This window comes from Glaciimonas sp. GG7 (genome assembly GCF_052976905.1).
Genome location: NZ_JBRIIQ010000028.1, coordinates 1 through 23464, shown reverse-complemented (window position 1 = coordinate 23464; position 23464 = coordinate 1). Strand labels below are relative to the sequence as shown.

Sequence of the window (23464 nt, the reverse complement as noted above, 5' to 3'; positions counted from 1 at the left end):
CCAAATCAGTGAGTAACCGGTAGCAGCAACAACTCTAGAGGCAAACAATGCTAATACAAAGCGTATGATCTAAGTAAGGCAGCATAATTGTTTAGACTAGGCGCTCCGACGCAGACCGTACGACTACCACGTATAAACGATTATGCGGCCTTACTTAAGACAGGGGAACCTATCTGATACTTATTCCAAAGAGGACGCATTATGAAAATCGTACACACTATTTCCATCAGCGCACTGACCCTGACGTTGCTGGTGTCCCTGAGCGGATGCGGGGGTATGTCAAGACAAGGTGCCGATACTGCCGTCGGCGCTGGCATTGGTGGCGTTGCTGGCGCAGTGCTTACCGGCGGTAGCACTCTGGGCACAGTTGGAGGCGCAGCAGTCGGCGGTGTGATTGGGCATGAAGTCGGCAAATAAAATTGCACCATATAAATAAATGCCGCTACCAGTGACTCTTAAGGCGATTGGTAACGGCATTTTTGTGCATCCATCAATATGTCGAATAAAACCATTTCAACATTTTTACTAAAAGCAATTAATGTAATTTAACCGATGGTTTAGCGTGCTTCATCAAACTGCTGGCCGTTGCCGTGACCCCCGTACGCACTGGCCCCAGCAACGCGTTCAAATGTAACAAATGCAAACTGGCATACATCATCCGGGCGAAAAACCCATCGACAAACCAGCCCAGTTTTGTCAACGAACCCATTAACGTCCCCACCGATGAATATCTCCCGAACGAGACCAACGAACCGTAATCTTTATAGACATATGGTGCATCAATTGCGGCCTGCCCCTTAATCTCCCGCATAAACAACGCCAATAAATAGTCGGCTTGCTGATGCGCAGCTTGCGCTCTGGGCGGCACTAGTCTGCCGTCGGCACCGATGCTGGCAGCGCAGTCGCCTAATGCAAAAATATTGTTGCTCCCGTTCACCCGTAGTGCGCCGTTGACTTCAAGTTGCCCTGATTTAGTCACCGGCAACCCGAGTGACTTCAACAAATCCGGTGCCTTGATCCCGGCCGACCAGACACACAAATCAAACGGATACGTATTACCATTGGCATCTGTGACGAATTTCTCAGCGATACTGGCAACCCGACAATCCGTCATCACCTGCACATCGCGCTCCCGCAGTAGCTTGGTTGCCGCCTTTGACACCCGCTCCGGCAATGGTGCCAACAAGCGTGATGCGCCTTCGAGTATGGTAATGCGGACATCTTTATCGGGATGAAGTCGATGAAAATCGTAGTCGGTATAGACGCTGCTGGCCTCACGCAATTCTGCCGCAAGCTCAACCCCGGTAGCCCCCCCGCCGACGATCACGATATCAATCCCGGCATCAGGCGAAGTCTCTTTTTTGATGTCCGCCAGAGAGAGTAATTTCAGCAAACGGCGACGGAAAGATTCTGCGTCTTCGGTCGAGTTGAGGGAGATGGTGTTTTCTTCAGCGCCAGTCAATCCAAAGTAGTTCGAAACGCTGCCAACGGCGATGACCAGCTTACCAAACGCAATCTGACGCGGCGGGAGCGCATCAGGGTCACCGACATCGCTCGCCCCATGCGACACATCGACCGTGATGGTATTGAGAACCGTGTCGAGTGCGCTCATTGCACCATGCACGAAACGGAAATGATTATCGTGCGCCAGCATTTGATAGGACAAACCTTCTTGATGAATATCGCGCGTTCCAGCGGCAACTTCATGCAGCGATGGTTTCCAGATGTGATAGAGCATACGATCCACCAGCGTGACATAACCATGCCCAAGCTTGCGCCCTAACTTGCAGGCTAATTCGAGACCCCCTGCGCCACCGCCAACGATGACGATTTCGGTCGCTACTTGCTTAGCAGACTCCATCATTATCCGATTCACATTCTCGTCTGACATCCCCTACCCCTTTGTCTTGATACAGTGTTATTTAAGATTTACGCAAAATTGCTCCAACAATGCAGACCATTGATGCCATTACGGTCGGTCGGCCAAGTCAGGCACAACGCCCTTGGGGCAATTTTGCGTAAGTCCTATTATGTTAATTGCTGAAAAATAACATCGCTAAACATGCCTGCAACAGAATGCTGTCTTTTTTATTGAAATACAGTCAACAGTCTACGTTGAGATAACCGGGCAAAGCAAGAGCCGTATCCCAGATAAAACCTGTTGCCCGTCCATTTTGACAACTGGTGACAGCCATCGGTTGTGCGTTATGATAAAAATAGTTTTCACCTCTGGAGGGCATATGTATCGAAAAATTCTTATCGCCTACAACGGCACACCCGAAAGCCGATGCGCCTTGCATGCCTGTATCCGCCTTGCGCCCGGCCCTGAAGTCGAAGTGCATTTGTTGGGTGTCATCAATCTTGCGACCTATCTCATGGCAGGTGAATTCGTGGCCGAATCTGCCATTACCTCAGAAAAAGCCCTCTTAGAACAAGAACTCATCAAAGGACACAAACTGCTCAGCGATGTGGGCCTCAATGTCATCACCCATTTTGAGAGCGGCGAACCGATCAACGTTATTGGTGATTTGGTCGATCAGCTCGACATCGATTTAGTCATCATCGCCCACTCTCGTAAAAAACCCCTGGCATTACGCTGGTGGCGCGGCTCAACCGATAGCCTGCTGGTAGAAAAAATTTCCTGCAGCATTCTTGTCGCAGCAGACAGCTAACTACACAACGAAAAGAGCCCATCGAAATGGTAATGCTGTTCAGTTAATCGAGTTAACCGTTCGGGCTGAGTAGCCTATCGGGCGTATCGAAGTCAGCGCTGATGCAGGTGCGCCTTCGATACTACGCAACTCAGTCCGAACGATTTCTTAACTAAACGGCATTACTATTTCGATGGCTCTTTTCGTTATTACCAGGACTTACGCAAAATCGTTCCAGCAAGGCCGACTGACAACGGCTAGGCGGACGTAATGCCGCTGTGGAGATTTTACGTAAGTCCTAATTCAATGTTAGTGGTGTTTTGGTATGTCTTTAATGGCCTCCTTCACGTCCCCAGCCCGCTTCTGGGCTTTTCCCGCAATTTGCTTTTCTAGCCCTTTTGCCTCTTGATCGTGACTTCCCATCAATTTGCCAGTTTTTTCCTGGATCTTGCCAGCGGTTTCCTTGACGCTTCCTTTGAGATGGTCTTTGTTCATTTTTCGACTCCTGTGAATAGAAAATACGCATAGCGAGCAGCAAACCCGCTCCAAGCAAAGATTCTCGGCAGAAATGATGAAATGTCATTCTGATCCTTTGCATGCAGTTTTAGTTTAAGACGCAATGCGCGCATAGCCATCAGACACTCTCTAATAAGAGTGTAGGATTTCATGAAGTGGCAAACCGCATCGAGGAATGAAAATAATGATCGGATCGCCCCGCCTCGTGTGTAGTGCGTCCGTTTATTGCGCGTCCGTTTGGTCCGTTTGGTCCGTTTGGTCAGTTCTCGATGAGAGCGGCACTTCAACCACTACCATCGTCCCCTTTTTTTCGCCCTCAAATTGCGCTGGTTTAAAGACAACCCTACCGCCCCAAAAACTGGCCCGCTCTTCCAGCCCACGCAACCCATGCGTGTGCACATTCTCTAGGCGATCCTGTGAAATACCGATACCGTTGTCACATACCGTCAGCGCCAACCGGTCCTCATCCACGTCCAATATCACGTGGACCTTGGTGGCGTGCGCATGCTTGGCTACGTTATTTAATATTTCCTGCAACATCCGGTACACCGCAATCTCAATCTTGTGATCAATACTGATACTTTCATCTGGGAAACTCGTCCGGCAAACGATTTCAGTACGCTGAGCAAAGTCGTCTAATTGCTCGGTGAGCGCCACCTTCAGTCCAAACAGATCAAGCATATTCGGGCGAAGTTCAGTTTGAATACGGCGCGTAGTGACCACCAGCGAACGCAATAAATCCTCAATGTGTGCCCGGCGATCCTGCCACAGCGCATCATCGGGCAGCACTTTATAGACCCCCTCCAAATGCATGCTTAATGCCGTGAGCGCAGCGCCCATATTGTCATGCAGCTCACGCGCGATAGCGCGCTTTTCTTCCTCGCGCACATCTTCAATGTGATTGGTTAAATCGCGTAGTAAAGCGGTGCGCTGAAAAATGGTGCGCTCCAATTCCATCTCACGCCGTCGTAACGAGTCTTCAGCATGCTTGTGCTCGGTAATATCGGTCGCAATACCCACAATCCCCATGACCTTACCTTGCGAGTCCGACCACGGCCCCTTGGTCACCTGAAACGTTAAAACACCTTCGTTGAACAAGATTGTCTGCTCTATCGTTTGGGACTTTCCTGACGCTAAAATACTCGCATCATCACGATCGATACGATCGGCATCTTCCTGACGCAAAAACAATTCCCGACTGCGCCGAAGTTTCGCCTCACTCCAGGTCTTCCCGAATTGGCGCAAGCAGGCTGGATTGGCAAAGATGAGATTGCCGGTGCGATTTTTCACAAAAATAGGATCATTTGTATTGTCACTAACGGCGATCAGCAAGGCGCTTGCCTCGGCCAGTTCCGCTGCACTTTGAAGGCGCGCACTATACTCACGGTCGACCTTGCCAGCAGTACGCCAAAAAATAAACAACAACAAACCGCCGCCTATCAACGTTAACAGCGGCGGCACCATATTGTGGTCATACATTCCTCTGCGCGCGCCCCAATCGGCCAGCCAATTCAACACCACCAGCAAGATCAACATCTGCGGTAACGAGCGGCGCAACATTTGTCCACCCGGCGCATGGCGCGTAATCGTTGCCATCAATAAATGACGTGGGCGCGACATCAACAGCGCGACTCCGAACAACAAAAAACACAACGCAACGATCAACGGAACAGCACTCCCGTAGACCATTTTGATCATGACATCAACGTTGTACAAATAGCCAAATAAGGGAATAGCACTGAAAAAAATCAATGCACTGGCTAAATACTCAGACGGATAATGTTGGCCCGCAGTGTGATAATCAAGCGCCAGCAATGACGCCCCGGAAAACACAAAACCCACGGCGGCAAAAGGATGCATGCCGATAAAATCGGACGCGATCCCCGATGAGGCAGGCAGGAAGAAATGATCTATATTTCCGGTATTACCAAGTGCTTCTTGCGTGAGCATGCTCACCACCGGTAGCACCATCAAAATAGCCAGAGTTCGTGCAAACAATTTCACAACACGCTCATCTGCCGCCGATGAACAAAGTAATAACAGGCTCGCGCCACCGCTCAAGAATCCTAAAGCAACAAAAGGATGCAAGGTCCCCAACTCCCCCAATATGCCCGTGTTATCTATCCCATACCATGCATGCGCAAGCATAAATCCCACTACCACCATCACAACAGCGGTCAACGTCACCGCGCTTGCAATCACACGCGAGACGTCACTGCCCGGCGATACAAAGCTTTCGAGTGCGCGACTTTTTACCAGATATTGATAATGCGGATGATCATCGCTGGCTTCGCGTACGGAATGAATGTTTTCACTCACCTTTTCCTCGCGCCTTTCGTCCACAGCTCAATCGAAGAAAAATGCTATTTTTTAATTGCTTGAGCGTTTAAAAACGTCAAAGAGATCAGCTAAGAGTTAGTAGAAAATGTATACGGCGATATGCCGATGTTAGATCATTAAACAGAACTCAATGGTTCGCCATGTCCATGGGACCCTAACTCTTCAAGCAATGTGCGTAATTTTGGAAATTCAGAAGTTTTATCGAAAAAGAATCGCACACCGTATTGCTCACCGGCATGCCGATATGTCTGGCTGACATTGTTGCTAAAAATAATTTTTAATTTATCCAGATATTTATTTGATGTAGACAGTGTTTTAAGCAAACTCATGCCATTGCCCTGTTTCAATTCAATATCCAGAATTAATATATCGTAACGCTCCGCATCAATTTTCTGAAGCGCATCGCTCTCCTCTTCCGAAAATCCCGCCAGCGTAACGCCTTGAATACCTTGCACGGTTTCAATAACCCAGTTACGTACATCAGCCGAATCTTCCACTAAAAAAATACGGAGAGGAGATGTTACTGATGATGAGGTGCTCGTTTTTTTCATAAAATGTGATGCGTTAGGCATCTGTAAGTCCGTAAATAAGTCTGCATAACTGTTTAGCTATAAACAGGTATGCAGACTTACTAATAGTAATAATTTTTTACACCGGAGCCTCCTAATATTGAAGGAAATATTCGCACGAATTAACACCATTTGACTGTATATATTAATCAATTAAATTATTCTTAATTGCATAGTAAATAATATCGGCATTATTCGTCATACGCATTTTTTGCAATACACGGGTACGATAGGTACTGACCGTTTTAACGCTAAGACATAACGCATCAGCGATTTTAGTGACACCTTCACCGAGACTTAATTGATAAAAAATCTCATATTCCCGCTCGGATAACAATGCATGCAAAGGCTTTTGATCATCCGTATCGGGGTCGGCAGTTAATAACTCTGCAACGCCGTAACTGATATATTTATGTCCCTCTAAAATAGTATTAATCGCTTTAACTAATTCAGTTGCGAGCGCTTCTTTTTGTACATAACCATTCGCACCACTACGCAATACCTGCACTGCGTAGCGACTTTCAGGATGCATGCTGAGAATCAACACAGGAAGTTTGGGCTTTTCACGCTTGATCTGTCTCAACACTTCAACCCCGCTTTTATCGGGCATCGCAATATCGAGCAATACAATATCCCAGTCCTGCGCACGCACCATTCTGATAGCCTCTTCAGCACTGGCAGCTTCGCCCCCGATTTCCATGTGCGGTACATCTGCAATAAAGTAATGGACGCCTGCACGCACTACAGCATGGTCATCAACCACTAAAATTTTTATCATAGGTTCAATTTAATCACTATGTAAACATTGGATCGGAGATTGATTTTATGCCCTGCTGACTTTCGTATGAAGGCGCGATTACATGCTTTATGTCTGATATCTTCTATTGATTAAATTGGAGTTTCGCAGCATTAACACATGCATCTTTGGCAGAACCGGATTTAGCATCGCATTTTTCGACAGCAACCTTATACGCTGCATCATTTTTTGCCTTAGTTGCATCGGTATGCGCCTCTGTCACTTCCTCTTTCTCTTTAGCGTTAGAGACAGCATTCGTCATACTCGCTTTGGCTTCCTTTATACAAACATCTTTGGCGTTACCTTTTAGTGCATCACATTTTTCTTTCGCTACGGCATAGTCGGCCTTAGCCTCGGCTTTACGCGCATCTGCCGCTGCTTGTGGCGTATTTTTATACTGAGCTTTAGCGTCTTGTGTTGCATGTTCATACGTTGCCTTAGCTTGTTTGATGCACACATCCTTTGCATTGCCACTGAGTGATTTACATTGTTCTTTATCCGCTTTATACGTTGCGTTTGCAGCATCTTCTGCCGCCTTATAGGCAGCTTTAGAACCCTCGGCGGCCATCACGGCAGAGGCACTGCTCAATGTTGCTACACTCAATAAAATGGTAGCAAATAATGTATTTGGTTTCATTATCTTTTCCCTTTAAAAAAGTTAAATGATTGAGCGGTACACGGAGCGCCCCTAGTTCAATGCTGCCCCCCCCATCAAGGCTGATAATCTTTGTGGTCATCTTCGAATTTCTTTATTTGCTTCTCAGCCTCGTCCTTATTGACGCCATATGTCTCCTGAATTCTGCCAGCCAGCTCATCGCGTTTTCCGGCAATCGTATCAAGATGATCATCAGTAAGTTTGCTCCATTGCTGCTTAACTTTACCTTTAAATTGTTTCCAATTACCTTCAATAATGTCCCAATTCATCACATTCTCCTTGCTGTAAATAAACATTTTCTACACCTGAATTACCCGAGCAGATCGCACATATCATCAGCATGCTCTTCTACCGCCATGATATTAATGAGCATATGACGCGTAGTAGGATCGGCATCGCCAATACGCTCAATCATCTGCCGATAGGTTTCAATGGCGATGCGCTCGGCAATCAGATTTGCCCTAATCATGCTTTTGATATCGCTGGAATCGTCATATTCCGCATGACTCCGATCAGCGATGCCGACAGGATTAAAATCAGGCTTCCCATTTAATTGCACAATCCGCTCGCCGTAAAGTAATGACGCTTGTAACGCATGACGCACACGAGCTCGGTTGCCAGTGCGCTATTCAACAATGCAATGACTTCTTCACGATTGCCCTGATAACCCGACGTTACTGCGCCATCATCTAGATTTTGTGCTGCAGCACGGATTGCTGCGATATCAATCGGAGTTGTTTATGCTGTTTTCGGTTTCTTGTGGGCATCAGGATTTTGTTGCGCATTCATTGTCTTTCCTTCCGTTATCGGCTTAAGTGAAATGGCCAGCAGCTATCGCAATACATCACAGCAACCGGTCACGTCATGGGCGGTGGTTACGTGAAATACATACGCCGGCAAGAAAACCAACCCCCAAGGAAATCGCAACAGAACGCCAGGGATTTTCGTGAACAAAGGTGTCCGTAGTGGCGACTATTTCGCGTCCGCTATCCATTGCCGCATTTTGTACTTGCTGTGCTTTGCTCAAAGTATCGTCCAGCAACCCAAGTCCCTTGTTGATCAACACACTCGCCTTCTCACCTGTTTCAGTAGAGGCCTGACGAAAGATAAGCTGTGCCTCACGGACTAAATTTTGCATATCGTGCTGGGCATTTTTCAAGACGATGTTATGCATGATTAACCTCTTTCATAAAAGCAGGTCAGATGGTGTGGCCAGACCCTCGTTGGTGTTGGCAAGGATTCAGTGGTTGCGCACTATTGCCTCGGCCGATGCGGAGCACCGATTCGATATGAGAATGTTAGCAACCGAGATGGAAGCAAAATATAGGACATGACCTGATTTTTTCGTAGGACAAGCGGCAACTGCAATTCTGAAAAAACACAAAAAAAGCACGCAACGAAAAACTATCCGTTGCGTGCTTTGAATACTCTGAAACTACAAGAATTAGTGTAAAGCGACTTCTTCAACACCATTCTCTTCAGCCTCTTCCCCCAAAAATCCACCACTTTGATGGGCCCACAAACGTGCATAAAGGCCGCCGCTGGCGAGTAGTTCCTGATGGCTTCCTGCTTCTACAATGCGCCCTTTATCCAATACGATGAGGCGATCCATAGCGGCGATAGTCGATAGACGATGCGCGATAGCGACTACGGTTTTGCCTTCCATAAGCCGGTACAAACTAGCCTGTATCGCAGCTTCAACTTCCGAATCGAGCGCACTAGTGGCTTCATCGAGTAACAAAATCGGCGCATCTTTGAGCATCACACGGGCAATCGCAATCCTCTGACGCTGACCGCCAGACAATTTAACGCCACGTTCACCGACATGGGCGTCGTAACCGATACGCCCTTTGGCATCCATCAGATTAAGAATAAAGTCATGCGCCTCGGCACGTTTGGCCGCCGCAATCATATCGGCGTCGGTTGCATTGGGGCGACCATACAGAATATTGTCGCGTACCGAACGGTGTAATAACGACGTATCTTGCGTGACCATGCCGACTTGGGCGCGCAAACTGTCTTGCGTCACATGGTGGATATCCATGCCATCAATCAGTACACGGCCCTGCTCGACATCATAAAAACGCAGCAAGAGATTGACGATGGTGGACTTGCCAGAGCCCGAGCGCCCGACCAGGCCGATTTTCTCGCCGGGAGCAATGTGCAAAGACAGATTTTCAATCACCGGGCGTGGTCCGCCGTAGGCAAAAGTCACATCCTCGAAGCGCACTTCACCCTGAGATACATCTAACGCCTCCGCATCTGGCAAGTCGTTGACCGTATGCGCGCGCGATAACGTATTAATACCATCCTGAACCGTACCGACTTGCTCGAACAAAGATGCCATTTCATACATCACCCAGTGTGAAATACCACTCAGACGTAACGCCATTGCGGTGGCAGCGGCGACCGCGCCGATCCCAACCTGTCCCTGCATCCACAGCCACAGAACCACCCCGGCGGTGCTGAGAATCAACAGCATGCTGAGAATATGGTTGATGATCTCAAAGCCGCTCACCAGACGCATTTGCCGATGCACCGTTTGCAAAAATTCCTGCATCGCTGAACGCGCATAACCAGCCTCACGACCAGCGTGGGAAAACAGTTTTACGGTGGCAATATTGGTGTACGCATCGGTGATGCGCCCAGTCATCAGAGAACGCGCATCGGCTTGCGATTGCGCCACACGACTCAGGCGCGGCACAAAATAGCGCAACGCAATACCGTACAGCACGACCCAGCCTAGGAATGGCAACAACATCCACAAATCAAAGTTGCCCACCACCGCCACCATCGTGACGAAATAGATCATCACAAACACCAGAATGTCACCCAAAATCATGCAAATGTCGCGCACCGCCAGCGCGGTTTGCATCACCTTGGCGGCAACGCGACCGGCGAATTCATCCTGATAAAAATGCATGCTCTGATTGAGCATCAATCGGTGAAAATTCCACCGAAGCATCATCGGAAAGTTACCCGCCAGCGTTTGCTGCTTGAATAATGTTTGCAGCGCAACCACGATCGGACTAGCGACGAGGACGGCGGCCAGCAACAGCAGACTACCCTGCTCCTGCTTCCATAAAAGTGCTGGCTCAACGTGGCTCAGCCAATCAACTATTTTTCCCATCATCACAAACAGTACGGCTTCAAATACACCGATGACGGCAGTGAGCAAAGTCATCGAAATAATGTAGCGGCGCAACCCTTGGGTACAAGCCCATATGAAGGCGCTAAAGCCGCGAGGGGGCGGTGCAATAACCGTATCGGGATAGGGGTGTATTAACTTTTCAAACAGACCAAACATGCGAATGCTCCAGGAAAAAATCTGTAGAAAGAGTGTCTTTCAGATCAGGGGATAGTGTGAATGTAGAGATAGCGTCTTTCAGGTCAGGTGATAGTGTGAAGTTACTAGGAAGGGGTAATGCGTTGTCGACCGTTATCCGTCGTTTCGTATCATCAAACTTCAGCGTCCAACTGATTTTCTGGCGCAGCCTTGATGAAGGCATCGAGTTGCAGGCAATTCTCAGCGATGCGGAGCAAGGTCGGCATGCCGGATAAATCGCACTTCTGGCGCTGCGCATTAAATATTTGCGGCACCAGGCAGCAATCCGCCAGCGTCGGCGTATCGCCAAAGCAAAACTTGCCCACCCGTGGATCGGCGGCAAGCATGGTTTCCAATGCGCTCAAACCTAACTCACACCAATGTCGATACCACGCGTTCTTGGCCTCTTCATCGAGCTTCAAATCCCGTACCAGATAACGCAATACCCGTAAGTTACTAATCGGATGGATATCACAGGCAATCTGCAACGCGATGCTGCGCACGAAAGCACGATCTAACGGAACCTTGGGCATCAAGGCAACCTGCGGGTAAGCCTCGTCAAGGTATTCGATAATTGCCAGCGATTGCGTCAGGATCATCCGCCCTGATGCCGCGTCATCATCGTCAACCAACGTCGGTACCTGACCGCTGGGATTGAGCTGCCGATACATCGGACTCAACTGCTCTCCGCCATGTTTAAGCAAATGCACAGGAATGATGTCGCAAGGCAGCGCTTTCAGATTGAGCGCAATGCGCACCCGATAGGCGGCTGAACTGCGAAAGTAGCTATAGAGTTTCATCAATTCTCCTGTGAACAAATCGTGTTAAACCAACCGTACCCGTAACTCGCCGACGCCCTCAACACTGCCTTCGAGCACATCGCCACGGACTACGGCGGCTACCCCAGCTGGCGTCCCGGTAAAAATCAGGTCGCCGGCGCGCAGTTCATAGAAACTCGACAATTGCTCAATGATTTCAGCGATATTCCAAATCAATTGGTTGATATCGCCCTGCTGGCGCGGTTCACCGTTGATGTTGAGCTTGATCGGCCCTTGCGCAATCACGCCAGTAACACCAATCGGACGGATGGCAGAAATAGGTGCGGACTGATCAAACCCTTTGCTAACACACCAAGGGCGACCCATTTTTTTAGCCTCAGCCTGTAAATCACGACGGGTCATGTCGAGGCCGACGGCGTAACCATAAATATGGCTCAGCGCTTGCTCAGCCGGAATATTTTTACCGCCGCTGCCCAGTGCCACGACCAACTCAATTTCATGATGCAGATTTTGCGTCACCGATGGATAAGGCATTTCGCCGATATTTCCCTGCGTTACCGGCAGGACGGCATCGGCTGGCTTCATGAAAAAGAACGGCGCATCACGGCCGCTGTTGCCCATCTCTTTTGCATGATCGACATAGTTCTGACCGACGCAATAAATCCGATGCACCGGGAATAATTGACTACTACCTTCAATCGGTACGACTGCTTGCTGCGGTGTAAAAGCGAATTCCATGGCGTACTCCATTTTTGTTGTCATGCGAAAATTCATACCGTTTTACGGCCTGAATCGTTGGATCAATACTGATTATTATCGAGGGAAAATCAAGCGAAAAATACTGTCAAACGCCGGACTGCCTCTTGCAAATTCTCCATTGAAGTTGCATAGGACAACCGAATGTAATGCGCTGCGGTATAGGGTCCAAAGTCCAGTCCTGACACCACACTGACACCGACTTCATTGAGAATTTGCTTGGTAAGCAAGTCCGCATCATCGCTCAGATCACTGCAATCGGCGTACACATAAAATGCACCGTCAGGCATCACCGGCACCTTGAAGCCGAGCGCGATCAATGCTGGCACCAGATAATCGCGACGTTGCTTAAACTCGGCTTTACGGGCCTCATAAATAGCGATCGATGCTGGCGCAAAGCAGGCGATGGCGGCGTGCTGGGCGATGGAAGAGGCGCAGATAAACAGATTTTGCGCCAATTTCTCAATCTGCGGCACGAGCACTTCCGGCAACACCAGCCAGCCCAGACGCCAACCGGTCATATTGAAATATTTAGAAAAACTATTGATCACAATAACGTCGTCACCGAGCGATAACGCAGAGAATGGCGCAGCGTCATACGTCAGGCCCTGATAGATTTCATCGACGATGGTAAAGCCATCACGTTCGCGCACTGTGCTGACAATCTTCTCAAGCTCTGAGGCCAGAATCGACGTCCCGGTCGGATTCGATGGCGACGCCAGCAAGACGCCGCGTGTGGCCTCACCCCAATGCGCACGCACAGCGGCGTCGGATAGCTGAAACCGTTCGGCCGGACCGCTAGGGATCATCTTTGCGGTGCCGTCAAAGGCGGCAACAAAATGTCGATTGCAGGGGTACGACGGATCGGGCATCAATACCTCAGTCCCTTTTTCGACCAATGCCGCGCAGGCCAGCAGCAAGGCTGCCGATGCACCGGCAGTGACGACAATCCGGGACGGAGAAATAGCGAGTCCGTAGACTTGCCGATAATGGATTGAGATCGCCTCCCGCAACGCTGGCAGGCCGGTGGCCGAGGTGTATTGCATCTTGCCCGCCTTCATCGCTGCGGTAGCGGCTTCAACGACCAGCGGCGGCGCGGTAAAGTCCGGCTCACCTATTCCCATATGAATGATATGGCGACCCTGCTGTTCAAGCGCGGCCGCCATTTTTGCTAACTCCATGACGTGGAAAGGGGCGATATTATCGAGACGCGAAGCGAGATGGGAGAGATTCATTGAGACGTCTTTGGAATCAGAAACGAGAAGAGCCAGCATGGCATGGACTTACATAGCTTAGTCCTTAGTCCTTACTGCTGGCGAATATTGCCCACCCGATCGAGAGGGCAACTATTTAAGCCTTCAGAGTGACGGCGTAAGAAAGACGACTCAAGAACGACGCGCATTGACTTCCGTTGCCCGTGCTTTCGCGGCAAACTTGTCCAATACACCGTTGACATATTTATGCCCGTCAATGCCGCCAAATGACTTAGTCAATTCAACCGCTTCATTAATGACCACTTTGTAAGGAATTTCCAGGTGATTTTGCAATTCAAACGCACCGATCAACAACACAGCGTGCTCAACCGGGGACAGTTCGGTAATTTTACGATCGATTAATGGTGCCAGTTCTGCACGCAATATTTCTGCATCCTTGATCGCGCCGAACAATAGCGACGTGAAGTGTGGCGCATCGGCCTTATCAAACCCGTGCGCCTCACGCATATTGGTCTGGATGGTATAGACATCCTCGTTACTGATGAGCCATTGGTACAGGCCTTGCAAGGCAAATTCACGCGAGCGATGACGCGGTGTGCGGCTCTTGCTTGGATTGGCGTGCTTAGGAACGTCCTGGGATTTGTTATTCATAATTTTCCGACTTCTGTGCCAGCCTCATGGGCTGGCGATAAACCATTTAATACGCACGGCTGTGGCGCAACTTGCAACTTGTACTATTTTTCTTTACAGCTTATTTTGTTGCTCATTTTTCCTGGCCTATTAAAACTCACCGACTAAATACGTCCGCGTCATCTTCATCGATGTTGAGCTCTGCCAATTCCTCCAGAGCAATGGTCATATTCGCCATCTCAACGGCAACGCGTGCGGCATCGATACCCTTCTCCGCCATCCGTGCTTCAGCTTGCTCGTCATTTTCAGTCGTCAACACAGCATTGGCAATTGGAATCCCAAACTCAAGACCGACCCGATTGATACCCGCACCAGATTCGTTGGAAACCAACTCAAAATGATAAGTCTCCCCCCGAATCACGGCACCGAGAGCAACCAACGCATCGAAATGCAAGGTCTCAGCTAACTTTTGTAAAGCCAATGGAATTTCCAGAGCACCCGGCACGCTTACGTGCAAAATGTCCTCATCCTCAACGCCCAGATGCTTCAATTCGCCCAAGCAAGCCGACAGCAATCCATGGCAAACATCTGCATTGAAACGCGATTGCACAATACCGATGCGCAAACCAACGCCATCGAGGTTAGGTTCGTAAGTTCCGACTGTCATGGTTTTCCTTTTTGCGCAATGCGCGTTATTACATCATTGACGACTGGGATAAATTTTTTGATGAACTAATTGTTCGGCTTATTTTGATAACCCGTGACCTCAAGCTCAAAGCCCGTCATCGACGGCATTTTTCTGGGGCTAGCCAGCAATTTCATTTTACCTACGCCGAGATCTTTCAGAATTTGTGCGCCGATACCGTAAGTACGTAAATCAAGGCGTAGGGCTTTATCATCGCAGCCACTCGCATCTAACGCGGCAAACTTGGCAAATATCTGCTCTGACGATTGCTCACAATTCAACAGCACCACCACACCGCAAGGCGAGGCAGCAATGGCCTCTAGCGCTGAAGTCATGTTCCAGGAGTGATTGGTCGCCTGGGTTTCCAGCAAATCAAGGATAGAAACCGGCTGATGCACCCGCACCAGCGTCTCGACATCAGGCGTCGGGACGCCATGCAGCAAGGCCAGATGCGCGCCGCCGCTTGGCGTATCGCGATAGGCGATGGTCTTGAATACTCCCTGCGCCGTATGTGTAATGCGCTCAGCTAAGCGCTCAATGATGCTCTCATGATGGCTGCGATAGTGAATCAGATCAGCGATCGTTCCAACCTTTAGACCGTGCTCCTTAGCAAACTCCAGCAGGTCCGGCAAACGCGCCATGGTGCCGTCGTCCTTCAAAATCTCACAAATGACCGAAGCGGGCGTCAACCCCGCCATTTGCGTCAGATCGCAACCCGCCTCAGTATGACCGGCACGCATTAACACGCCGCCCTTCTTTGCCTTCACCGGGAAAATATGCCCCGGCTGGACGATATCGCCGGGTTTCGCGTTTTTAGCGACGGCTACCTGAATCGTCCGTGCACGATCCGCGGCGGAAATACCGGTCGTCACACCTTCAGCAGCTTCGATTGAAACCGTGAAATTGGTCCCGTAGGCAGTCCCGTTACGGCTCGTCATCATGCCCAGATCAAGCTGGGTGCAACGCTCTTCGGTCAACGTCAGGCAAATCAGCCCACGGGCATAGCGCGCCATGAAATTAATAGCTTCAGGCGTGACAAAATCTGCCGCCAGCACTAAATCGCCTTCGTTTTCTCTATCTTCTTCATCCACCAAAATAACCATGCGGCCTGCGCGCAATTCGGCGATGATTTCGTCTGTTGTTGCAATTGACATGTTTTGCCCTGAAATAGCCCGTCTTTACCGGGAACCCGGATTTAATCTGACGTCAGGCCGCTATTTTAATAGATTTAACCCGTCTGGAACGTCATATCCGCTATATGAATAATGGCCCTCACGGGCCAAATATCCAACAACAAATAATTAATATAACAACATTCCTATTCATCGCTCCGCATTGCCGTTAAGGGCTGCATCCGTTGCATCGCCCCCAACAACAGCGCAGGGCCGCCAGCAGCTAACTTTTTAGAGTCAGACAACACTTGCCGAAAACTCCGCGCCCCCGGCAAGCCAGCCATCAGCCCCAACATATGGCGCGTAATACTATTCAATCGCAAACCACTCCCATCGCGGCCATACAACTCAAGCTGACGGTAAATATAGGGCATCATCATCTCCACCACTTCAGCACGCGACTTCGGGACGACTTCCGTATCCGCATAGTAGCGAGCATCAAAATCGGCCATCAAATAAGGATTGTGATACGCCTCGCGTCCCAGCATCACGCCATCCACATGCATCAGATGCAGATCGATTTCAGCGGTCGTTTTGATGGCACCATTGATGATAATTTCAAGTTCCGGGAAATCTCGCTTCAGCTGGTAAGCAAAGTCATACTTCAAAGGCGGAATTTCACGATTTTCCTTAGGACTCAAGCCCCTCAAAATCGCATTGCGTGCATGCACAATAAACGTGCGGCAACCGGCGTCAGCTACCGTCCCAACAAAATCGCGCACAAAATCGTAAGACGATATCTGATCAATCCCAATGCGATGCTTGACAGTAACGTCAATGCTGACAGCATCCCGCATCGCCTTCACACCATCGGCAACCAAGCCAGACTCCGCCATCAAACAAGCCCCGAAAGCACCCTTCTGCACTCTTTCGGACGGGCAACCGCAATTTAAATTGATCTCGTCGTAACCCCATTGCTCCCCGAGTTTGGCACTTTTTGCCAGATCAGATGGTTCACTCCCACCGAGCTGTAAAGCGACCGGATGCTCTTCAGCATTAAAGTCCAGATGACGCGGCACATCGCCATGCAACAATGCCCCGGTTGTGACCATTTCGGTGTAAAGCCAGGTATGGCGCGTAATTTGGCGATGGAATACGCGACAGTGTCTGTCGGTCCAGTCCATCATGGGGGCAACGGAGATTTTACGGCCCCCGTAAGCGCTAGCTTTAGAAGGCTTTAGCGGGCTAATGGGGGTATTTTGAAGTAATTCGTTATTCACTTGGATCACGTTATCTTGTTGCAAAAAAATTGCTACAGACATGGCCTTCATTTAAAAATAGGAGCACGTTGGCGCGCTCAACAGCAACGCAAAGGACTCCCGACTGTTACACAGACCTTCGATACAAAGGCATATGCGACTAAGATTGCATCGCATATGCGCGCATAAATATCAGAATTGCGCATTATATCCGACCTCACTCTCGCCAGAGAAATTGACAAATACATACAATATTTGCAAGCCACCGTTATGCCTCCACACTGCCTGACACAAAAGTGGTTGCTGCGGGTGACTATGCCGACAGTCACCTGCAACGTATTTGAACATGGATCGATAACAGTGACTGTTAGCGATCATTCATTTTCAAATGCGTGATGCGGATCAAACATACATCACTTACGCCCGACCAAATACTGCACGCCTTCCGACCCATAGCGTTCTGAATGCGGGACGTTTGCTTGCAAATGGAATATCTGGCCTGGCAGATAAGCCCGCTCTGCTCCGTCAACCAGAAGATGCAATTCACCGGCGAGTATGAGTGCTTTCGCTTCGAAGGGATGTACGTGCGTATCGAGAGCGCCATTTATCTCTCGCTCCACGATGGCGCCCTCTGCAAATCCTTCTTTGTTGATCATGCTGACAAATTCGTCGCGATCCATATTCTTCCTTGTCATTTTTTGTTGGTTTATCGGCGGTATATTTTCTACTAACTAATAGCCGATCTTGATTCGAAATACAATTTCAGGGCCATAATCTCGCGCGAGACATTTACAGGGAAACCTTTGCGGGTGCCTCTATGGTCTAGCAAAAGGTCGACAAATAATGTCTCACAGACACCATGCGTTCCCCACGTATCGGCAAGTTTATTGGCTACTCGTGGGTAATGCTTCATTACCCATAAAGGCCAGACTTCGGTGGGCAGCGTCAGTACCCATTTGTAGGTTGCATCATTCAATCTTAAATCTGCAGGACTTTGCGAGCGTCGATTCGACGTCCAGTCTATTTCTTCTTTTTCTTGCATGCCGTTATTATCCAGGACTGCTTTTGCTTCAGATATGGCGACTTTTTCGAATGCAATTAGATCCATAACATCTTTCAATTCATCACTAAGCACTAGCTTGATTCAATAAAGTTATTGCCGCAACATCCAACTTCAGACGCGTCGCTAATATTAAGTCGTCTACTTGCGATAGTGTCGTGGCGCTGACAATGGGCGCTGTGATGCCAGGGCGGGCGATCAACCAGGCCAATGCTACCTGCGCGGGGTTGGCATTAAATCGCAGTGCAACCTGATCGAGCGCATCAAGTATGCGCAAACCTCGGGAGTCAAGATAGCGTTTTACGGCTTGCCCGCGCGGACTTTTCCCGAAGTCATTTTCGCTGCGATATTTGCCGGTCAGGAAACCGCTGGCTAACGCGTAATAGTTGATGACGCCAATGCCGTGCTTGAGGACAAATGGCTCCAGCGTTTTTTCATAGTCGGCGCGATCGTATAAATTATATTGCGGCTGTAATGATTGATAGCTGGGATAGTTTTGCGCTTCACTTATCGTCAGCGCCTCTAACAGTCGCGGGGCGGAATAATTTGAAGCACCAATGACGCGGACCTTGCCTTGCTCTACTAGCCGCGCATAAGCATCCAGCGTTTCTTCCAGCGGCGTCAAGGGATCGTCTTCATGTGATTGATAGAGGTCGATGTAATCGGTATTCAGACGCCGCAGTGATGCTTCAACTGCTTCCTGAATATACACCTTACTTAATCCTTTTTTGCTTTCACCCATCGCCATCCCGACCTTGGTGGCGATGATGACTTGCTCACGTTTGCCGCTGCGTTTGAGCCAGTTACCGATAATAATTTCCGATTCACCGCCCTCATTGCCCGGCACCCAACGCGAATACACGTCGGCAGTATCGATAAAATTTAATCCGGCATCGACTAGTTTGTCGAGCAATCTGAACGACACAGATTCATCAACGGTCCAGCCGAAGATGTTGCCACCAAATGTCAGCGGTGGAACGTGGAGTGAGGAGCTGCCTAACTTACGGGTTGTCATTGCCATGGCGTCGATCTCTAATAAGTGTCAGGCATTCAGTCTAGTCTCATCCTCAAAAATTTTCCGAAGATGCTGCATACTGGACAGTTACAGCGCTTGGTCCTGACGCAAAAAACCCGTTAAATCTATAAGGCGACGCGCCTCACTTATTTAACGGGTTGACACTATATTGACTACTTTACCTGACTACAGCTAATGATTACTCAGCGTCGCCAGAAGAGCCTCAATTAAGAATCGCGTGACGCTTTTTTACGGTCATTTTCTTTCAAATGACGCTTACGCAGGCGGATGCTCTTTGGTGTAACTTCGACCAATTCATCATCTTCAATGAATTCAACCGCGTACTCCAAAGACATCTGGATCGGTGTCACCAGGCGCACTGCTTCGTCGGTGCCTGACGAACGCACGTTTGTCAGTTGCTTACCCTTGATCGGGTTAACCACGAGATCGTTATCACGGGAGTGAATACCGATAATCATGCCTTCATACACTGGGTCATTGTGGCTGACGAACATACGGCCACGCTCTTGCAGTTTCCAGATAGCGTAAGCAACGGCTGCGCCATCGTCTTGAGAAACCAATACGCCATTGCGACGACCGCCCAATTCAGCTTTGGTATTGTCAACTGGTGCGTATTCGTCGAACACGTGACTCATTAAGCCAGTACCACGTGTCAATGTCATGAATTCGCCTTGGAAGCCGATCAGGCCACGCGCAGGGATACGGTATTCAAGACGTACACGACCTTTACCGTCCGGCTCCATGTTTTGCAAATCACCGCGACGACGCCCCAACTCTTCCATGACGCCGCCCTGGTTTGCTTCTTCGACATCAACGGTCAGGTTTTCATACGGCTCTTGACGTACGCCATCAACCATTTTGTACACAACGCGAGGACGTGAAACAGCTAGCTCGAAACCTTCGCGACGCATATTTTCGATCAAAATAGTCAGATGCAATTCACCGCGACCTGATACTTCGTAGGTCGAATCGTCGTTTTCAGCAGGGACCACGCGCAAGGCCATGTTACCCTTTAATTCGCGGTCCAAACGGTCACGAATTTGACGTGTTGTCACGAACTTACCTTCACGGCCTGCCAATGGTGAGTTGTTGACCATGAAGTTCATGGTCAGTGTCGGCTCATCCACTTTTAGCATAGGCAAGCCATTCGGCGCATCCGGCGCACAAATGGTCGTACCGATACCGATCTCTTCGATACCATTGATCAGTACGATGTCGCCAGCCAACGCTTCGTCAACCAATACACGGTCCAGACCTTTGAATGTCAGAACTTGATTAATACGCGCACGGGTCGGCTTGTCATCCGGGCCATTCAAAAGAACGACATCTTGCAACGCTCTGACGCGACCGCTCAAGATACGGCCAACGCCGATCTTACCGACATAAGACGAATATTCCAGCGATGTGATTTGCAATTGCAATGGACCGTCTGGATCATCTTCGCGTGCAGGAACGTGCTCTAAGACTGCGTCGAACAATGGTGTCATTGTTCCTTCGCGTACTGTTGCGTCCAGGCTGGCGTAACCGTTCAATGCCGAAGCATAAACGACTGGGAAATCAAGTTGCTCTTCAGTCGCGCCCAGCTTGTCGAACAGCTCGAAAGTCGCGTTGATGGCCCACTCTGCACGTGCAGTCGGACGGTCAATTTTATTGATGACAACGATAGGCTTGAGGCCCAACTCCAGTGCTTTACGTGTCACAAAACGCGTTTGCGGCATTGGTCCTTCAGACGCATCTACCAGTAGCAATACGCTGTCAACCATCGACAGTACACGCTCAACTTCACCACCGAAGTCGGCATGGCCCGGGGTATCAACGATGTTGATATGCGTACCGTTATATTCGACGGCGCAATTCTTGGACAAAATCGTAATACCGCGCTCTTTTTCGATATCGTTCGAATCCATGACGCGAGCATCGACGTGCTGATTATCGCGGAAAGTACCGGATTGGCGCAACAATTGGTCGACCAAGGTGGTTTTGCCATGATCGACGTGAGCGATGATGGCAATGTTGCGGATAGCGCGTTTTGTGTTTGACATAGTATGGGTATAGAGAAATTCAGTAAAGAATTCGGTAATTGACGCATCAGGTGCGCGGTAAAAGCCCGCGCAGTACAAACCCTGAGAGGCCTGGTTAATGCAGCGGAATTCGGGAGATCGCGCATTATAACACCATGCAGTGCAAGAAATATTAAAACCAGCGTGATCTCAACGGGTTCTCGGCATGCAGTTTTAACGCTTTGTTATAGCAACGCAACGAGGAGTTTGAGGACCAGAAAACGGAGTCTGTATTCTATTTCTGGACTCAGGTTGCGATCAATCTCTCAGGAGCCAGTACGCCGTAATCATGGTACTGAGCAGTGCCTAGTAATTGCCGCGTCAAACCGTCAGCATGTGCCGCCTCTGCCTGGCGATACACGCGTACTCGCCCTATGGTTGCAGGCATCGGAACGCCCTCTTTGGAGAGTGTCAATCGCTGTCCCTGCAAAAAACGCTGCGCCAATGACTCTGTCAGAACGACTTCAGGAAATGATAGTAAAAGACTATCTACCGGAGCCAACAATCCGGCGCGTTCAGTCTCTGGTATCGCTGTTAGCGTAGCGAGCGTCATGCAACCCGTCAACACTAAATGTCCAACCTTCGTTCGGCGCAATGCATTCAAATGCGCACCGCAACCTAAGGCCGCACCGATATCTTCGCCCAGTACCCGGATGTAGGTTCCTTTAGTGCACTCAACGCGTACGGTCAGATAAGGAGCCTGATAATCGACAAATTCAAGCATATATATTGTTACGTCACGGGCTTCACGCTCTAACGTAATGCCAGCACGAGCATATTCATACAATGGCTTCCCATCGCGCTTGAGCGCTGAATACATGGGGGGAACTTGTTTGATATTACCCCTGAATTGCGCCAATACGGCATCAATTTGCGACCTTGTTACGTTGACATCTTGCGTCTGTAAGATATCACCTTCAGTGTCGCCAGTGGCGGTGGTCAGACCGAGATGAATGATGGCTTCATAGGTCTTGTCTGCATCCAGCAAATCTTGGGCAAATTTGGTCGCCTCACCGAAGCAAAGCGGCAAAACGCCCGTCGCGAATGGATCTAACGTCCCCGTATGACCCGCTTTGGTGGCATTCATCAAGCGCTTGGCTTTGATCAGGGCATCGTTACTTGACCAGCCTACAGACTTATCTAGCAATAAAACACCATTGAGAGGAACGCGTATTTTTTTGGGCGAGTTTGACGCCATGATTAGCTACTTTGATGATGGCAATGACAAACTTACATGGCAGTGCCGGATGAGTTAAACGATACTGATGAACAAGATTACTGGCCCATCAGCTGTTCATGTAAAGCTAAAATGTGCTTTGATCTTCGAGTTGAAGTCAGCGTTTTAAAGCCTGTTAAGAGACCGAGTCTTCGCCATCGTCTTTGGAACGCGTCGCGTTTGCCAAGTCGATTAGCTGCGACATGTGCGCACCACGGGCAGTCGAATTATCATGATGAAAATGCAACGCTGGCAGCGTATGGATTTTCAAGCGCTTGCCTAACAAAATGCGCAGAAAACCGGCAGCTTTAGTCAAGCCGGCAACTGTATTTTGAATCGCCTCAAGATCATCATTTAACATCGTAAAAAAGACCTTGGCATGGGCATAATCCGCCGTCACTTGCACTTCAGTGATGGTAATCATGCCGACACGCGGATCCTTCAGTTCGAATACGATAATTTCCGACAAATCACGCTGGATCTGATCGGCTACGCGCAGTCCGCGTCCTGGGATAGATTTACTATGTTTAGCCATATCTCTACTTAGCCGTAACTTTCACTAATAATTACTTTAGATAACAAAAAACCACAAAGGGAAATCGGGCTTGAAGCCCGATTTCCCTGATCTGTACTTACAAGCAAGCACATTTTTATGTGCATGCTCGTATCAATACCAAATGATTACAGCGTCCGTGCGATTTCTTCAACTTCAAAGATTTCTAACTGATCGCCTTCTTTGATATCGTTAAAGTTTTTCAGAGTCAGACCGCACTCGAAGCCAAATTTAACTTCTTTAACGTCGTCC

The 23464-nt window shown here is 49.2% G+C and carries 25 protein-coding genes and 1 pseudogene; 2 read left to right on the top strand and 24 right to left on the bottom strand.

The features are described from left to right. Positions 1–201 precede the first annotated feature (201 nt). Positions 202–417, top strand: a complete 216-nt coding sequence (locus tag ACVBEF_RS09130) for a glycine zipper 2TM domain-containing protein (protein ID WP_447123623.1) — start codon at positions 202–204, stop codon at positions 415–417. Positions 418–535: 118 nt separating this feature from the next. On the opposite strand, the gene ACVBEF_RS09125 is transcribed toward ACVBEF_RS09130, so the two are convergent. Continuing rightward, positions 536–1891, bottom strand: coding sequence for an NAD(P)/FAD-dependent oxidoreductase (locus ACVBEF_RS09125; protein WP_447123622.1), 1356 nt, complete (start codon positions 1889–1891; stop codon positions 536–538). Positions 1892–2240: 349 nt separating this feature from the next. Between ACVBEF_RS09125 and ACVBEF_RS09120 the strand changes: the two genes are divergently transcribed. Beyond that, on the top strand, positions 2241–2672 hold the full coding sequence (locus ACVBEF_RS09120) for a universal stress protein (protein ID WP_447123621.1): 432 nt from the start codon (positions 2241–2243) through the stop codon (positions 2670–2672). A 288-nt stretch (positions 2673–2960) separates the two neighbouring features. Here the strand turns inward: ACVBEF_RS09120 and ACVBEF_RS09115 are convergent, their stop codons facing one another. The 23 genes and pseudogenes from ACVBEF_RS09115 to rbfA all read right to left on the bottom strand — a co-directional run bounded on the left by ACVBEF_RS09115 (position 2961) and on the right by rbfA (position 23194). After that, on the bottom strand, positions 2961–3146 hold the full coding sequence (locus ACVBEF_RS09115; protein WP_447123620.1) for a CsbD family protein: 186 nt from the start codon (positions 3144–3146) through the stop codon (positions 2961–2963). Beyond that, entirely contained in the window at positions 3143–3286 is a 144-nt protein-coding gene (locus tag ACVBEF_RS09110; RefSeq protein WP_447123619.1) for a hypothetical protein, read from the bottom strand. Before ACVBEF_RS09110 ends, ACVBEF_RS09115 begins: the two co-directional genes overlap by 4 nt. Before the next feature lie 103 nt (positions 3287–3389). Continuing rightward, on the bottom strand, positions 3390–5486 hold the full coding sequence (locus ACVBEF_RS09105) for a PAS domain-containing sensor histidine kinase (protein ID WP_447123618.1): 2097 nt from the start codon (positions 5484–5486) through the stop codon (positions 3390–3392). Positions 5487–5623: 137 nt separating this feature from the next. Then, positions 5624–6079 (bottom strand): response regulator, encoded by a 456-nt coding sequence (locus ACVBEF_RS09100; RefSeq protein ID WP_447123617.1) that lies wholly within the window; start codon positions 6077–6079, stop codon positions 5624–5626. A gap of 142 nt (positions 6080–6221) precedes the next feature. After that, positions 6222–6854 (bottom strand): response regulator, encoded by a 633-nt coding sequence (locus ACVBEF_RS09095; RefSeq protein ID WP_447123616.1) that lies wholly within the window; start codon positions 6852–6854, stop codon positions 6222–6224. A gap of 103 nt (positions 6855–6957) precedes the next feature. Next, a complete protein-coding gene (locus ACVBEF_RS09090; protein WP_447123615.1) occupies positions 6958–7509 on the bottom strand; it encodes a hypothetical protein in 552 nt (183 codons plus the stop codon). Positions 7510–7583: 74 nt separating this feature from the next. Further along, complete coding sequence (locus tag ACVBEF_RS09085) at positions 7584–7796, bottom strand: CsbD family protein (protein WP_447123614.1); 213 nt, start codon at positions 7794–7796, stop codon at positions 7584–7586. A gap of 41 nt (positions 7797–7837) precedes the next feature. Beyond that, a pseudogene (locus ACVBEF_RS09080) lies at positions 7838–8256 on the bottom strand (ferritin-like domain-containing protein). Positions 8257–8389: 133 nt separating this feature from the next. Next, entirely contained in the window at positions 8390–8701 is a 312-nt protein-coding gene (locus ACVBEF_RS09075; protein WP_447123613.1) for a DUF883 family protein, read from the bottom strand. A gap of 270 nt (positions 8702–8971) precedes the next feature. Next, on the bottom strand, positions 8972–10834 hold the full coding sequence (locus ACVBEF_RS09070) for an ABC transporter ATP-binding protein (RefSeq protein WP_447123612.1): 1863 nt from the start codon (positions 10832–10834) through the stop codon (positions 8972–8974). A 152-nt stretch (positions 10835–10986) separates the two neighbouring features. Beyond that, positions 10987–11652, bottom strand: a complete 666-nt coding sequence (maiA, locus tag ACVBEF_RS09065; protein ID WP_447123611.1) for a maleylacetoacetate isomerase — start codon at positions 11650–11652, stop codon at positions 10987–10989. Between the two features lie 24 nt (positions 11653–11676). Beyond that, positions 11677–12369 carry a fumarylacetoacetate hydrolase family protein gene (locus ACVBEF_RS09060; protein WP_447123610.1) on the bottom strand — a complete coding sequence of 231 codons (693 nt, stop codon included), beginning with the start codon at positions 12367–12369 and terminating at the stop codon, positions 11677–11679. An 89-nt stretch (positions 12370–12458) separates the two neighbouring features. Beyond that, positions 12459–13622, bottom strand: coding sequence for a pyridoxal phosphate-dependent aminotransferase (locus tag ACVBEF_RS09055; RefSeq protein WP_447123609.1), 1164 nt, complete (start codon positions 13620–13622; stop codon positions 12459–12461). 150 nt (positions 13623–13772) lie between these two features. Continuing rightward, a complete protein-coding gene (gene nusB, locus ACVBEF_RS09050; RefSeq protein WP_447123608.1) occupies positions 13773–14252 on the bottom strand; it encodes a transcription antitermination factor NusB in 480 nt (159 codons plus the stop codon). A 136-nt stretch (positions 14253–14388) separates the two neighbouring features. Beyond that, positions 14389–14898 (bottom strand): 6,7-dimethyl-8-ribityllumazine synthase, encoded by a 510-nt coding sequence (gene ribH / locus ACVBEF_RS09045; protein ID WP_447123607.1) that lies wholly within the window; start codon positions 14896–14898, stop codon positions 14389–14391. A gap of 65 nt (positions 14899–14963) precedes the next feature. Continuing rightward, the gene (ribBA, locus tag ACVBEF_RS09040; RefSeq protein ID WP_447123606.1) at positions 14964–16070 is read right to left on the bottom strand and encodes a bifunctional 3,4-dihydroxy-2-butanone-4-phosphate synthase/GTP cyclohydrolase II; all 1107 of its coding nucleotides are present in this window, start codon (positions 16068–16070) and stop codon (positions 14964–14966) included. Positions 16071–16234: 164 nt separating this feature from the next. Continuing rightward, positions 16235–17215 (bottom strand): tRNA dihydrouridine(20/20a) synthase DusA, encoded by a 981-nt coding sequence (gene dusA, locus ACVBEF_RS09035; RefSeq protein WP_447123650.1) that lies wholly within the window; start codon positions 17213–17215, stop codon positions 16235–16237. Between the two features lie 485 nt (positions 17216–17700). Further along, positions 17701–17967 carry a cupin domain-containing protein gene (locus tag ACVBEF_RS09030; protein ID WP_447123605.1) on the bottom strand — a complete coding sequence of 89 codons (267 nt, stop codon included), beginning with the start codon at positions 17965–17967 and terminating at the stop codon, positions 17701–17703. A gap of 47 nt (positions 17968–18014) precedes the next feature. Continuing rightward, positions 18015–18395: a hypothetical protein gene (locus tag ACVBEF_RS09025; RefSeq protein ID WP_447123604.1), complete on the bottom strand. Its 381-nt coding sequence runs from the start codon at positions 18393–18395 to the stop codon at positions 18015–18017. A gap of 19 nt (positions 18396–18414) precedes the next feature. After that, positions 18415–19362, bottom strand: a complete 948-nt coding sequence (locus ACVBEF_RS09020) for an aldo/keto reductase (protein ID WP_447123649.1) — start codon at positions 19360–19362, stop codon at positions 18415–18417. Between the two features lie 227 nt (positions 19363–19589). Continuing rightward, positions 19590–21425, bottom strand: a complete 1836-nt coding sequence (typA, locus tag ACVBEF_RS09015; protein ID WP_447123603.1) for a translational GTPase TypA — start codon at positions 21423–21425, stop codon at positions 19590–19592. Between the two features lie 265 nt (positions 21426–21690). Then, positions 21691–22641: a tRNA pseudouridine(55) synthase TruB gene (truB, locus tag ACVBEF_RS09010; RefSeq protein ID WP_447123602.1), complete on the bottom strand. Its 951-nt coding sequence runs from the start codon at positions 22639–22641 to the stop codon at positions 21691–21693. Between the two features lie 154 nt (positions 22642–22795). Then, positions 22796–23194 carry a 30S ribosome-binding factor RbfA gene (rbfA, locus tag ACVBEF_RS09005; RefSeq protein WP_447123601.1) on the bottom strand — a complete coding sequence of 133 codons (399 nt, stop codon included), beginning with the start codon at positions 23192–23194 and terminating at the stop codon, positions 22796–22798. Positions 23195–23464: the final 270 nt, after the last annotated feature.

Bases quoted from the DNA above. Each gene is read 5' to 3' on its own strand.
- ACVBEF_RS09130 (WP_447123623.1), top strand. From the start codon at position 202: ATGAAAATCGTACACACTATTTCCATCAGCGCACTGACCCTGACGTTG.
- ACVBEF_RS09125 (WP_447123622.1), bottom strand. From the start codon at position 1,891: ATGTCAGACGAGAATGTGAATCGGATAATGATGGAGTCTGCTAAGCAA.
- ACVBEF_RS09120 (WP_447123621.1), top strand. From the start codon at position 2,241: ATGTATCGAAAAATTCTTATCGCCTACAACGGCACACCCGAAAGCCGA.
- ACVBEF_RS09115 (WP_447123620.1), bottom strand. From the start codon at position 3,146: ATGAACAAAGACCATCTCAAAGGAAGCGTCAAGGAAACCGCTGGCAAG.
- ACVBEF_RS09110 (WP_447123619.1), bottom strand. From the start codon at position 3,286: ATGGCTATGCGCGCATTGCGTCTTAAACTAAAACTGCATGCAAAGGAT.
- ACVBEF_RS09100 (WP_447123617.1), bottom strand. From the start codon at position 6,079: ATGCCTAACGCATCACATTTTATGAAAAAAACGAGCACCTCATCATCA.
- ACVBEF_RS09095 (WP_447123616.1), bottom strand. From the start codon at position 6,854: ATGATAAAAATTTTAGTGGTTGATGACCATGCTGTAGTGCGTGCAGGC.
- ACVBEF_RS09090 (WP_447123615.1), bottom strand. From the start codon at position 7,509: ATGAAACCAAATACATTATTTGCTACCATTTTATTGAGTGTAGCAACA.
- ACVBEF_RS09085 (WP_447123614.1), bottom strand. From the start codon at position 7,796: ATGAATTGGGACATTATTGAAGGTAATTGGAAACAATTTAAAGGTAAA.
- ACVBEF_RS09075 (WP_447123613.1), bottom strand. From the start codon at position 8,701: ATGCATAACATCGTCTTGAAAAATGCCCAGCACGATATGCAAAATTTA.
- ACVBEF_RS09070 (WP_447123612.1), bottom strand. From the start codon at position 10,834: ATGTTTGGTCTGTTTGAAAAGTTAATACACCCCTATCCCGATACGGTT.
- maiA (WP_447123611.1), bottom strand. From the start codon at position 11,652: ATGAAACTCTATAGCTACTTTCGCAGTTCAGCCGCCTATCGGGTGCGC.
- ACVBEF_RS09060 (WP_447123610.1), bottom strand. From the start codon at position 12,369: ATGGAATTCGCTTTTACACCGCAGCAAGCAGTCGTACCGATTGAAGGT.
- ACVBEF_RS09055 (WP_447123609.1), bottom strand. From the start codon at position 13,622: ATGAATCTCTCCCATCTCGCTTCGCGTCTCGATAATATCGCCCCTTTC.
- nusB (WP_447123608.1), bottom strand. From the start codon at position 14,252: ATGAATAACAAATCCCAGGACGTTCCTAAGCACGCCAATCCAAGCAAG.
- ribH (WP_447123607.1), bottom strand. From the start codon at position 14,898: ATGACAGTCGGAACTTACGAACCTAACCTCGATGGCGTTGGTTTGCGC.
- ribBA (WP_447123606.1), bottom strand. From the start codon at position 16,070: ATGTCAATTGCAACAACAGACGAAATCATCGCCGAATTGCGCGCAGGC.
- dusA (WP_447123650.1), bottom strand. From the start codon at position 17,215: ATGATGGACTGGACCGACAGACACTGTCGCGTATTCCATCGCCAAATT.
- ACVBEF_RS09030 (WP_447123605.1), bottom strand. From the start codon at position 17,967: ATGGATCGCGACGAATTTGTCAGCATGATCAACAAAGAAGGATTTGCA.
- ACVBEF_RS09025 (WP_447123604.1), bottom strand. From the start codon at position 18,395: ATGGATCTAATTGCATTCGAAAAAGTCGCCATATCTGAAGCAAAAGCA.
- ACVBEF_RS09020 (WP_447123649.1), bottom strand. From the start codon at position 19,362: ATGACAACCCGTAAGTTAGGCAGCTCCTCACTCCACGTTCCACCGCTG.
- typA (WP_447123603.1), bottom strand. From the start codon at position 21,425: ATGTCAAACACAAAACGCGCTATCCGCAACATTGCCATCATCGCTCAC.
- truB (WP_447123602.1), bottom strand. From the start codon at position 22,641: ATGGCGTCAAACTCGCCCAAAAAAATACGCGTTCCTCTCAATGGTGTT.
- rbfA (WP_447123601.1), bottom strand. From the start codon at position 23,194: ATGGCTAAACATAGTAAATCTATCCCAGGACGCGGACTGCGCGTAGCC.